The sequence below is a fragment of the Parabacteroides sp. CAG:2 genome (assembly GCF_000436315.1).
Taxonomy (GTDB): Bacteria; Bacteroidota; Bacteroidia; order Bacteroidales; family Tannerellaceae; genus Parabacteroides; species Parabacteroides distasonis.
In genome coordinates this window covers 132947-144832 of sequence record NZ_FR885321.1, presented here as the reverse complement: position 1 = coordinate 144832, position 11886 = coordinate 132947, and the positions used below count along the sequence as shown (strand labels likewise).

The 11886-nt window shown below is 48.2% G+C and carries 11 protein-coding genes and 1 pseudogene; 10 read left to right on the top strand and 2 right to left on the bottom strand.

Features of this window, described 5'->3' with window-relative positions; translation table 11 throughout:
* From QVP94_RS14835 to thrC, 6 genes and pseudogenes are all read left to right on the top strand, one after another.
* A pseudogene (locus QVP94_RS14835) lies at positions 1 to 759 on the top strand (F0F1 ATP synthase subunit alpha); the annotation flags it as partial.
* Complete coding sequence (locus tag QVP94_RS14830; RefSeq protein WP_022192904.1) at positions 747 to 1610, top strand: F0F1 ATP synthase subunit gamma; 864 nt, start codon at positions 747 to 749, stop codon at positions 1608 to 1610. The pseudogene QVP94_RS14835 and the gene QVP94_RS14830, both read left to right, overlap by 13 nt.
* A 155-nt stretch (positions 1611 to 1765) precedes the next feature.
* The gene (locus QVP94_RS14825) at positions 1766 to 2731 is read left to right on the top strand and encodes a DMT family transporter (RefSeq protein ID WP_022192903.1); all 966 of its coding nucleotides are present in this window, start codon (positions 1766 to 1768) and stop codon (positions 2729 to 2731) included.
* A 282-nt stretch (positions 2732 to 3013) separates the two neighbouring features.
* Positions 3014 to 5455, top strand: a complete 2442-nt coding sequence (gene thrA / locus QVP94_RS14820) for a bifunctional aspartate kinase/homoserine dehydrogenase I (RefSeq protein ID WP_005861780.1) — start codon at positions 3014 to 3016, stop codon at positions 5453 to 5455.
* A gap of 2 nt (positions 5456 to 5457) precedes the next feature.
* On the top strand, positions 5458 to 6666 hold the full coding sequence (locus QVP94_RS14815; protein ID WP_005861778.1) for a cofactor-independent phosphoglycerate mutase: 1209 nt from the start codon (positions 5458 to 5460) through the stop codon (positions 6664 to 6666).
* Positions 6667 to 6669: 3 nt separating this feature from the next.
* A complete protein-coding gene (gene thrC, locus QVP94_RS14810; protein ID WP_005861776.1) occupies positions 6670 to 7983 on the top strand; it encodes a threonine synthase in 1314 nt (437 codons plus the stop codon).
* 104 nt (positions 7984 to 8087) lie between these two features.
* On the opposite strand, the gene QVP94_RS14805 is transcribed toward thrC, so the two are convergent.
* On the bottom strand, positions 8088 to 8528 hold the full coding sequence (locus QVP94_RS14805; RefSeq protein WP_005861774.1) for a DUF695 domain-containing protein: 441 nt from the start codon (positions 8526 to 8528) through the stop codon (positions 8088 to 8090).
* Positions 8529 to 8646: 118 nt separating this feature from the next.
* Entirely contained in the window at positions 8647 to 9129 is a 483-nt protein-coding gene (locus QVP94_RS14800; protein ID WP_005861772.1) for a ferritin, read from the bottom strand.
* Between the two features lie 157 nt (positions 9130 to 9286).
* Between QVP94_RS14800 and QVP94_RS14795 the strand changes: the two genes are divergently transcribed.
* The 4 genes from QVP94_RS14795 to QVP94_RS14780 all read left to right on the top strand — a co-directional run.
* Positions 9287 to 9787: a methylated-DNA--[protein]-cysteine S-methyltransferase gene (locus tag QVP94_RS14795; protein ID WP_005861770.1), complete on the top strand. Its 501-nt coding sequence runs from the start codon at positions 9287 to 9289 to the stop codon at positions 9785 to 9787.
* Positions 9788 to 9799: 12 nt separating this feature from the next.
* On the top strand, positions 9800 to 10996 hold the full coding sequence (locus tag QVP94_RS14790; RefSeq protein WP_022192902.1) for a hypothetical protein: 1197 nt from the start codon (positions 9800 to 9802) through the stop codon (positions 10994 to 10996).
* Between the two features lie 10 nt (positions 10997 to 11006).
* Complete coding sequence (locus QVP94_RS14785) at positions 11007 to 11558, top strand: condensin complex protein MksE (protein WP_005861767.1); 552 nt, start codon at positions 11007 to 11009, stop codon at positions 11556 to 11558.
* A partial coding sequence (locus QVP94_RS14780) for an ATP-binding protein (protein ID WP_288213291.1) occupies positions 11542 to 11886 on the top strand: 345 nt, incomplete at its 3' end. The genes QVP94_RS14785 and QVP94_RS14780, both read left to right, overlap by 17 nt.

The following is an 11886-nucleotide window of genomic DNA, read 5'->3' as shown; positions in this document are numbered from 1 at the left end:
CAGGCGGTCGCCTACCGTGAGGTTTCCTTGATCCTTCGCCGTCCTTCCGGACGTGAGGCGTACCCGGGTGATATCTTTTACCTGCACTCCCGCCTATTGGAACGTGCCGCCAAGATCATCAACCAGCCGGAGGTAGCCCGTGAGATGAACGATCTCCCCGAAAGCATGAGAGACAAGGTGAAAGGCGGTGGCTCCTTGACCGCTTTACCGATCATCGAGACTCAGGCGGGAGACGTATCGGCTTATATCCCGACCAACGTGATCTCTATCACCGACGGACAGATATTCCTTGAGACCGATTTATTCAACCAAGGGAACCGCCCGGCTATCAACGTCGGAATCTCTGTTTCCCGTGTAGGCGGTAACGCGCAATTAAAGGCGATGAAAAAGGTAGCGGGTACCTTGAAAATCGATCAGGCTCAGTTCCGTGAATTGGAATCATTCTCCAAGTTCGGGGGCGAGATGGATGCCGTCACCGCTTTCACGATCGATAAGGGGCAGAAGAATACCCAGTTACTGATACAGCCTCAATATAGCCCGATGCCGGTGGAAGAGCAAATCTCGATCCTTTATTGCGGAACGCAAGGTCTGCTGAAAGAGGTTCCATTGGACAAGGTGCATGAGTTCGAGGCAAGGTTCTTGCAAGAATTACGGACCTCTCATCAACGGGACGTACTGGATGTCTTAAAGACCGGCGTTATCAATGATGAGATACGAGGCATATTGGAAAAAACAGCGAAGGAGCTATGGGTTCATTGAAAGAAATAAAAGTCCGGATCGCCTCTATACGGAGCACGCAGAAGATCACCGCCGCCATGAAAATGGTATCGTCGGCCAAGCTTCATCATGCCCAGACGCAAACCGAGCACACACTTACATATGCTAATAAACTATCCGCTATCTTAAACGGTCTTCTTTCGGCGGAATGCGACCCAGACTCACCTTACACCGAACAGCGTAAGGTGAGCAAGGTGGCTATCGCCGTATTCGCCTCGAGCACGGGTTTATGCGGGACATTCAATGCCAATATATGGAAAGAGTTATCCGCCACGATCCAGACTTATAAGAACCAGCAAATAGAGGTAGGCCTCTACCCTATCGGCAAGAAAATAGCGGATGAGCTTCATAAAGCGGGGTATAGCTTCGACACTGATTTCGTCACGATCGGCGAAAAGCCGTCTTATGAAAGCGCCGTATCCTTGGCGAACCGTCTCATGGAGCTGTTCGTCACGGGTAAAGCGGACCGGGTGGAATTACTGTATCACCATTTCAAGAACATGGCGACACAAGTCGTAACCCACAAGACGTATCTTCCCCTTTCCCTCTCGGATACGGAAGCGGCGGAAACGGCCACCGACTACATCCTTGAGCCCTCGGCGGAAGAGTTGCGTAACCGGCTTTTCCCGAAATTGCTGAACCTAACCATCTATACGATCCTACTCGACACCTCGATCGCCGAGCACGCCGCCCGTATGATGACCATGCAGACCGCCAACGACAACGCAAACGATTTAATCCAACAATTAACTTTGCAATATAATAAAACCCGCCAGCAAGCCATCACCAACGAATTGCTGGATATCATGGGAGGAGCGGCCGTTTCATCGTAATAAAAACGGGATGCTTCCTTGACTAAACAGACAATGATCCGTATGTAAAACACTTTACTAACGGATCATTTCTTATTTACAAAAAAAAGTAAGACCTTTGCTCACCAAAACATAAGCCTATATACATTATATTATACCAATCTAGGATCGTACTCATGATGAATCAAGAAAAGCTAAAAGGGCATCTCCTTATTTTAGCGGCCAACATCCTGTTCGCCATTAATATGCCCGTATCCAAATATCTACTCCCCGAGCATGTGCAACCCGAGGCGTTAACCAGTATGCGGATGAGCTTCGCTTGCGTGATGTTCTGGATCACCTCCCTATTCGTTCCCTATGAGAAAGTGCCGTTGAAGGACTTGGGACTTCTATGCCTTTGCGCCCTTTGCGGAGTAGGCTTGAACCAAGGGCTGTTTATCTGGGGATTGAATACCACGTCGCCAGTAGACGCTTCCATCATAGCGACCGCCGTCCCCATCTTTGTCATGATCTTGGCGGCCCTGATCCTAAAGGAACCTATCACACGGATGAAAACGTTCGGGGTACTGCTTGGTATATGCGGGGCGATCTCCTTAATACTACAATCCACGCAAGGTTCCAATCAAGCGAGCAGTCTAGGGGGAAACCTCTTGATTACGGTTAGCGGATTCATGTACTCGATCTATTTGGTAGTATCCAAGCCACTAACACTCAAGTACTCATCCGTCACGATGATGAAATGGATGTTCCTGTTCTCCACGCTGATTACCCTGCCTTTCGCTATCGAGTCCATCTGGAATACCCCGGCTTTCCATAAAGAGGTCTTCGACGGCCAAGAGCTGGGAGCCATTTTCTTCGTATTATTCGGGGCCACGTTCATACCCTATTTATTAATACCGCTGGCCTTAAAGCGAATCCGCCCGACTACCGTCAGCATGTACAATTATATCCAACCGATCGTAGCTTCCTTTATCGCCGTATTCATCGGTCAGGATAGTTTTAGCGTAACGAAACTAGTATCGGCCGCACTTGTTTTCTCCGGCGTCTATTTAGTGACCCAAAGCAAGAGCCGGGCGGACCTTGAACAACAAAATAGTCAATCTTTTAGCAAAAACGCTTGCAATATGAAAAATAATGCGTAATATTGCCCCCATAATATAAAAGAATAAGTAGCATACAAAATCAATGATGAGTGTAGAGTCCTCATATTATACATGGGCATTGATGACCCCTTGGGGGGTTAGAATCTATTAATAAGCATTCGCGTAGACCACGTCACGCTATGTCGCAATCTCGTATTGCATCCTTTTTTATTTCTCCTTTTACATAAATAAGTTTAATCAATCGGTTATTGTCGGTTGCTAATCATGAAAAAGCCTTTTTTTGATTGTCAATCCTCGATGAACCATTAAAAATACATATCGATGAAAGTATTAAAATTCGGCGGAACATCCGTAGGTTCCGTGAATAGTATCTTAAGTGTAAAGAAAATAGTAGAGGCTATCGAAGAGCCCGTAATCGTGGTTGTCTCCGCCTTAGGGGGCATCACCGATAAATTACTGGCCACTTCTACCATGGCTTCTAAAGGCGACCTTGCCTACGAGAAAGAATTATCGGAGATCATCGCCCGCCATCTGGACGTGATCGAGGGAGTGATAGAGGACAAGGAGGTACGCATGGATGTCCAGAAGAAAGTGATGGCTTTACTGGATGAATTGAGCAATATTTTCAAAGGTGTTTATTTGATTAACGATTTATCCGCCAAGACATCCGATACGATCGTAAGTTATGGCGAGCGCCTATCTTCCTTGATCGTCTCGAACGTGATCAAGGACGCTAAGTTGTTCGACTCACGCAAATATATCAAGACAGTCAAGCAATTCAACAAGCATATCGTGGATTTCGACTTGACCAACAAGCTCATAAAAGAGACCTTCTCGCCGCTGCCCAAGGTTTCCTTGGTGCCCGGATTCATCTCTTCCAGCACGGAAACCGGAGAGGTTACGAACCTCGGACGAGGGGGATCGGATTATACCGCCTCCATCTTGGCGACCGCCTTAGACGCTAACACCTTGGAGATCTGGACAGACGTGGATGGTTTCATGACTGCCGATCCCCGTGTGATCAGCTCCGCCTACGTAATCGACCGGCTTACTTTCACGGAGGCGATGGAGTTGTGTAACTTCGGGGCGAAAGTAATCTATCCGCCGACGATCTATCCGGTTTATCATAAGAATATCCCGATCCGTATCTTGAATACCTTCAACCCGACCGCTCCCGGAACCTATATCTCGAAAGAGCGGGTGAAAGAGGAAGGCAAGGCCATCATCAAGGGTATCTCCTCCATCAACGATACCTGTTTGATCACGGTACAAGGTTTAGGTATGGTGGGCGTGATCGGCGTGAACTACCGGATCTTTAAGACGCTCGCCAAGAATGGCATCAGCGTATTTATGGTATCGCAGGCCAGCTCCGAGAATAATACGACTTTCGCCGTACGTAACGCCGACGCTGATTTGGCCGTACAAGTATTGAACGACGAGTTCGCCTTGGAACGTGCGCAGGGTGATATGAACGATACCGTAGCGGAGAAAGATCTGGCTACCGTCGCTATTGTAGGCGAGAACATGAAACGTACCCCGGGTATCGCCGGGAAGCTGTTCGGTACGCTGGGACGTGCGGGCATCAGCGTGATCGCTTGCGCCCAAGGCGCTTCCGAGACGAATATCTCTTTCGTTATCAAGCATAAATACCTTCGCAAGGCGTTGAACTCCATTCATGACTCTTTTTTCCTATCCGAATATAAGGTATTGAACCTTTTCATCGCCGGTGTAGGAACCGTAGGCGGCAATTTATTGGAACAGATACGCATCCAGCAACCGAAACTGATGCGGCAAAACGGTTTGAAGCTGAATGTCGTAGGTATCTCAAACTCCAAGAAAGCCCTTTTATGCCGGGAAGGGATCAACCTCGACAATTATCTGGAGGAGCTGAAGGAGAACGGGGAAGAGAGCAACCCGGAGCATCTGTGCGAAGAGATCGTAAAGATGAATATCTTCAACTCCGTATTCGTGGATTGCACGGCAAGCCCGGACGTGGCGGCTCTTTACGAGACGTTGATGAACAATAACGTATCCGTCGTGGCGGCTAATAAAGAAGCGGCTTCCTCCTCCTACGATAATTATACCAAGCTCAAGGAGACCGCCCGCCACCGAGACATCAAGTTCTTGTTCGAGACGAACGTAGGCGCCGGCCTCCCGATCATCAATACGATGAACGACTTGATCAATAGCGGCGACCATATATTGAAACTGGAGGCCGTACTTTCCGGTACGCTGAATTATATCTTTAATACGATCAGCGCCGATATCCCTTTCAGCGAGGCGATCCATATGGCAAAGGAAGCCGGATACGCCGAGCCGGACCCACGTATCGACCTTAGCGGCAAAGACGTAATCCGTAAGCTGGTTATCTTGGCCCGTGAGGCCGGTTATCCGGTGGAGCAAGCCGACGTAAAACGGAACCTGTTCATCCCGGAAAAGTACTTCGAGGGTTCCCTTGAGGACTTCTGGAAGAATATCAAGGATACAGATGCCGGTTTCGAGGAGAAACGCCAGCTACTGGAAGCGGAAGGCAAACGCTTCCGTTTCGTGGCGAAGATGGAGAACGGCGCTTGCGAGGTAGGCCTACAAGCCGTAGACAGCCACCATCCGTTCTATGAACTGGAGGGCAGCAACAATATTATCATGATCTCCACCGAGAGATATCATGAATATCCAATGATCATCAAGGGATATGGTGCCGGAGCCGACGTGACAGCCGCAGGCGTATTCGCCGACATCATATCCATTGCTAATATTCGATAGGTATGAAGCACATTATCATTTTAGGCGATGGAATGGCCGACGAGCCGATAGAGGCTCTGGGAGGCAAGACCCCGATGCAATACGCCAAGACTCCTTATATGGATAAATTGGCGGAACTGGGAGTAACCGGGCAGATGAAAACCGTAGCGGATGGTTTCCATCCCGGTAGCGAGGTCGCGAACATGGCGGTATTAGGCTATGACCTGCCCTCCGTATACGAGGGACGGGGTGTATTGGAAGCCGCCAGTATAGGCGTCGCCCTGCAACCCGGCGAGATGGCGATGCGTTGTAACTTAATCTGCGTAGAAGGCGACATCTTGAAGAATCACTCTTCCGGCCATATCTCCACGGAGGAAGCGGACGAGTTGATCCAATGCCTGAACGAGCGATTAGGCTCCGACCGTGTCAAGTTCTATACGGGTGTCTCCTACCGCCACCTATTGGTAATCAAAGGAGGCGATAAGCGTCTGGATTGCACGCCACCACACGACGTACCCCTCCATCCTTTCCGGCCTTTAATGATAAAACCGGAAGTTCCGGAAGCACGAGAGACCGCCGATTTATTAAACGAATTAATCCTCAAGTCCCAAGAGATCTTAAAGGATCACCCGGTGAACCTCAAACGTATGGCAGCGGGGAAAGATCCGGCGAACAGTATCTGGCCTTGGTCTCCGGGCTACCGTCCGGCCATGCGAACGATGCGGGAGATGTACGGCTTCGGGAAAGGCTCCGTGATCTCCGCCGTCGATCTCATCCGGGGAATCGGCGTTTACGCCGGCCTCGAGGTGCTTCACGTAGAGGGAGCTACCGGATTATACGACACGAACTACGAGGGAAAAGCGCACGCCGCCCTTGAGGCCCTCAAGACAAACGACTTCGTCTACCTGCATATCGAGGCAAGCGACGAGGCCGGGCATGAAGGAGACGTAGACCTAAAGATCAAGACGATAGAGTATCTGGACAACCGTGCCGTACGTATCATCTACGAGGAAACGCAAAAATGGGACGAGCCGGTAGCGATCGCTATCCTTCCGGACCACCCCACTCCTTGCTCCATACGTACGCATACGAATACCCCAGTTCCATTCCTGATTTACAAGCCGGGCGAGCAACCCGACTCCGTTACCACATTTGATGAGTTCTCCGTATCAAACGGCAAATATGGCATACTGGAAAAAGATCAATTTATAAAAGAATTTCTAAACGATTAGAGCATGAAATATTACAGCACAAACAAACAAGCCCCTGTAGCCAGCCTAGAAGAGGCCGTCGTAAAAGGTCTGGCCGGCGATAAGGGATTATATATGCCCGAGTATATCGACTCCTTGGACGAGGAGGTGATAGCCAACATGAAGAACCAGTCCTTCCACGAGATCGCCTGCACAGTAGCTCAGATGTTCTTCGGGGAAGACATCGAGCCGGAGGTATTGGACGGTATCGTAAAAGATACGCTCTCCTTCGAGACCCCGGTGGTACCCGTAAAGGGTAATATCTATAGCTTAGAGTTATTTCACGGGCCTACATTGGCCTTTAAGGATGTAGGAGGGCGCTTCATGGCTCGTCTGCTCGGTTATTTCATAAAGAAAGAGGGATTGAAGCAAGTAAACGTATTGGTAGCTACTTCCGGCGATACGGGAAGCGCCGTCGCCAACGGATTCCTAGGCGTTCCGGGCATTCACGTGTATGTGCTTTATCCCAAGGGAAAGGTCAGCCCGATACAGGAATGCCAGTTCACGACATTAGGACAGAACATCACGGCATTGGAGATAGACGGCACGTTCGACGATTGCCAAGCGCTGGTTAAATCCGCCTTTATGGACGAGGAATTAAACCGTCATATGAAACTGACCTCGGCGAACTCCATCAACGTAGCCCGTTTCTTGCCCCAATCGTTCTACTATTTCAACGCTTACGCTCAGCTGGACAAGCTGGGAAAAGCGGACGAGCTGGTCGTTTGCGTGCCGAGCGGTAATTTCGGAAACATCACCGCCGGATTGTTCGCCTATTGGATGGGGCTCCCTATCAAACGTTTCGTAGCGGCAAACAACCGTAACGACGTATTCTTGGAATACCTGAATACAGGAACTTATACACCCCGCCCATCAGTCGCCACCCTAGCGAACGCCATGGATGTAGGCGATCCGAGTAATTTCGCCCGTATTATCGACCTATTCGGCGCATTCAATGATCCTCATAAAGAAATATGCGCACTGATCTCCGGACATCGCTATACGGACGAGGAAATCGCCTCTACGATGCGAGCCGTCTATAAAGAGACGGGATATATCCTTGACCCGCACGGAGCCTGTGGCTACCAAGGATTACTTGACAGCGATCTAAGCGAGACCGAGACGGGTCTATTCCTCGAGACCGCCCATCCCGCCAAATTCAAAGGAACGGTCGATAAGATATTGGAGGCAGATATCGAGATCCCGGCGAAACTGAAAGCCTTCATGGAAGGAACCAAGCAAAGCATCGAGCTGGCAAAAGATTTCGAGGGATTCAAATCTTTCTTGATGAGCCGGTAAAAACACGTATATAGGCATCGCCCCACACGTATATAGATATCGGTCTACGCCAATATACGTGTAGGTTTATATCGATATACGTGTGGGGCGATGCCTACATACGCTCAATCCACCGCCCACTCTTTCATCTCATACATATCCTTATATTCCTCCCAATCCGGATCCATCTCGGTATAAATAGAGATGGGCAGTAATTCGAAAGGAGCCAAGGCCTCATTCAAGCGTTCGCCGAATACACGCACGGTACGTGTGTAAAACACCCAGACCTTCTCTCCTCCTCCGGTATAGACACCCGTCAGGATAGCCAGCTTGTCTTTCTTTTCCATCGCCTTACGAAGCGCTTCCTCCACGGCCTCCATTTTCTCGCCAAGGTCATCGCTAGGAAGGCCTCTCCCATCTCCCTCGTATTTCCAAGTGATCTCGACACGTTCCTTGAACTTACCGGATTCGGTAAACTCATTCAACTCGTCCCGCCCGTAAACGGTAATCATTTGCCCTGACTCGTTTTCCGAGAGAGCCGTAAACCATACATCGCTTAATCTCATATTTATATTTTCTATTTATCTATAAGTATTCCTTACTGACTTTACCGGGTAAAAATACGACAAAAAAGGCTGCGTCCGGTGAAGATACAGCCTTTTTATATTTCTCGACGGAAATTTATTATCTCTTTCCTAATCTATGATCCATAATGGCGTAATGGCATTCCCCATAATTCTTCAATTGATCCACGATCTCTTTAGCCGTAGATTCTTCCTCTACTTGCTCGCGTACGAACCAGAACAAGAAATCACGGGAAGCATGATCCTTATCAGCCTCGGCGATATCAACCAATTTGTCGATCAACTCTGATACATAGCACTCGTGTTTGTAAACATGCTCGAATACCTCCAACGGATTTCCCCAGCCTGTCGGAACCACGTTGATCTGGCCGATCGTAATATCGCCGCCACGATCCAAGGCGTAATCGATCAACTTATGAGCATGCTCCAATTCCTCAGCCGCTTGTTTCTTCATCCAATGGGCGAAACCGTTCAACCCTGCTTTCTGGAAATACACGGACATTGACAAATACAAATTCGAAGACCACATCTCCGCATTAACTTGGGCATTGAACGCCTCTGATAAATTTCTACTTAAGATCATAATTTTATCATTGTTTAAAAATGTTGAAGTATTATCCGTTCACGAAATTTCACTATGCAAATATAAATAAAAGTAGGATTCCTTATCTCATTTCCGCCCTTAGATATTGGCTACTTTCGAAAATTTTTCTAACTTACGCCCTTATTTGATAAACATCATGCAATACACCGACAAATATCGATCTCCCTTGGGAGAAATAACCCTAGCCAGCGATGGCGACCACCTGACAGGATTATGGTTCGACGGGCAAAAATATTTTGCCGCCACTTTATCGGCGGAACACCAAGAAAGAGAACTGCCGATATTCGAACAAGCCAAAGAGTGGCTGGATAGCTATTTCATGGGTAAGATTCCCAGCTTCACCCCTCCTATCCATCTGGAGGATACGCCTTTCCGACTTGCGGTATGGGACTTATTGAGCAAAATACCTTATGGCGAAGTCGTAACCTACAAGGAGCTCGCCGGCGAAATCGCCCGGCAAAAAGGTATCCCGAGCATGTCTACGCAAGCGATCGGAGGAGCGGTAGGCCATAACCCAATCAGTATCATCATCCCCTGCCACCGTGTCGTAGGCAGCGATGGCAGCCTAACCGGATACGCCGGAGGTATCGACAAAAAAAGGAGCCTGCTTACAATCGAACGGGCCAAAGGATTCTAAAACCGTATCAGTATGCGCACATTTCGTTCTATCGATGAATTGGTTCGTACGCTCGACCGAGAGAGGGAACTGCTACGTGAGATGTTTCATAAACGGACCTCCCTTTCTTTCAAATACGATTTCGCGGTGGAGCTGACCGATTATAAGGAGGAGCGGGTACAGAGCTTAATCAATCACGGAGTGATACGTAGTAGCGGCGATTTCTTGGAGATGGAAGACATTTACCTAAAGTTCTTCGAGGAGGTGCTGCAAGTGAACGAAGAGGTGAATGTAGCCTATATACAAGGACATCTCAGCAAGCTGAACGAGCAGATAGAGTATTATCTGAAAGAGAATAACGAGAGGCGGCGATATAACTACCATAATGACGTGCGCCGTACGCTCAAGAACATAGTGCTCACCACGGTACGCAACGTGATCGACCTGAAGCGGAATCTGGACAGCACGTATAAGAACGAGCCGAACTATCAGATAAAGAAAGTAAAACTGCAACGACTGGGCGAGAAACTGAAGAATATCATCCAACTCATCAACAAGTGCGAAAATGCGATCGATAAAGATCAATTGCTCTTCTTCCGCAAGGCAATGGATGCCCAGATGCGTGCCACGGTGAGCGACGTGAAGTTGCAACTCATCGACTCCTCCCACAACCTCATGGAGATACAGCGGCAAATCGTTCATTACCTCAACATGATCGAATACCAAAATCGAATCTTCGAGAAAGTACGCAAGCTGAAGTATCTTAAAGAGCAATTCCTGCTGGAGGAGAATACGAATATCAAGCAAGTGCTGGCTGAACGTAACCATGTGTGGATGGAGCCGCAACCTAGTTATCGCATCAAACTTTCAATAGATTACCTGCGCAATTCGGACGAAGCGCTGACACTTATCAAGAAACTCGCCACTAAGCTTAAAAGGCGTGACGATAAATCGAGAGACGTAGCGGAAGCAATACCTACCGAATATCTGGAAGGTAAGGCGGAAGTGATCGATCAAGTGAACTTGAGGGAAGTGTACAACTCGTTTGTGGCTTCCGGCGAGCATCTTTTCGCTTTTGTCATGAATTACGCTTATAAGAATGCGGTAAGTACAGAAGACAAGCTCGTCTTTTTCTGCCAGATAGCCTCTGAATATGCCGAAGATTTGAACTTTTCCGACCGTTACGAATGTAAGGGACAGGTAGAGTATCCCTTAGTTTTCCCTAAATAATTCATCAACCATGAAATATACCGAAGAAATATACAGTACATTGAGCCATGGCGGATTTATCTCGTCCAATAGCCTTTCGCCCGCAGTCCGTCGCTACTACGATGCCATCGAAGAGGAGTTGACCGACTATTATGAATATTATAAAGGCATAGGTTTCTATCTTGAAAGCGGCAATGGCTACTACTTTTTCGCACGTAAAGAAAGCAAGGCGGATATAGATCGTAAACTCGAAGCCGCCGCTCGCTGGATAGATTATCTCTGCTTCTTGAAAACCTACAATTCAGCCTTCGGCCCCGGTTTCGTATTCAGCAAGTCGGACATAGTGACACAAATACGTACCGAAATCGAGCTGAAGGAGCAAGCCAAGGAACTCTTTAGCGACAAGAAAGGTTTCGAGGAAATCGTTGATAAGCTCATCAATGAGTTAAAGACTATGGGATTTATAGAGTATGAAGACGAGGACGAAGGCACTTGGAAGGTACTAACGGCTTTTCATTATATAGAAGAGTTGGTAGATTGTATTAACATAACAGAAGAGGGACAAGATGAGATACCTGAATAAAATAGTTTTCCTGAATAGTGCGCATATCCCTTATTCCGAGATTCAACTGGACGGAAACGTGCATTTCATTGGTACGCAGGGTGTAGGAAAGAGTACGCTGCTCCGGGCTATTCTTTTCTTTTACAACGCCGATAAGCTGAGGCTAGGCATACCCAAAGAGAAAAGAAGCTACGATGAGTTCTACCTTCCTTATGCCAACTCATTCATCGTCTACGAGGTGATGCGTGAAAACGGCCCTTATTGCGTGATGGCTTTCAAGCAACAAGGGCGTGTGGCTTATCGATTTATTGACGCACCCTATCAGTCGTCATGGTTCGTCAACGAGCGT

Coding starts and splice junctions, on each gene's coding strand:
- QVP94_RS14830 (WP_022192904.1), top strand. CDS start 747: ATGGGTTCATTGAAAGAAATAAAAGTCCGGATCGCCTCTATACGGAGC.
- QVP94_RS14825 (WP_022192903.1), top strand. CDS start 1,766: ATGATGAATCAAGAAAAGCTAAAAGGGCATCTCCTTATTTTAGCGGCC.
- thrA (WP_005861780.1), top strand. CDS start 3,014: ATGAAAGTATTAAAATTCGGCGGAACATCCGTAGGTTCCGTGAATAGT.
- QVP94_RS14815 (WP_005861778.1), top strand. CDS start 5,458: ATGAAGCACATTATCATTTTAGGCGATGGAATGGCCGACGAGCCGATA.
- thrC (WP_005861776.1), top strand. CDS start 6,670: ATGAAATATTACAGCACAAACAAACAAGCCCCTGTAGCCAGCCTAGAA.
- QVP94_RS14805 (WP_005861774.1), bottom strand. CDS start 8,528: ATGAGATTAAGCGATGTATGGTTTACGGCTCTCTCGGAAAACGAGTCA.
- QVP94_RS14800 (WP_005861772.1), bottom strand. CDS start 9,129: ATGATCTTAAGTAGAAATTTATCAGAGGCGTTCAATGCCCAAGTTAAT.
- QVP94_RS14795 (WP_005861770.1), top strand. CDS start 9,287: ATGCAATACACCGACAAATATCGATCTCCCTTGGGAGAAATAACCCTA.
- QVP94_RS14790 (WP_022192902.1), top strand. CDS start 9,800: ATGCGCACATTTCGTTCTATCGATGAATTGGTTCGTACGCTCGACCGA.
- QVP94_RS14785 (WP_005861767.1), top strand. CDS start 11,007: ATGAAATATACCGAAGAAATATACAGTACATTGAGCCATGGCGGATTT.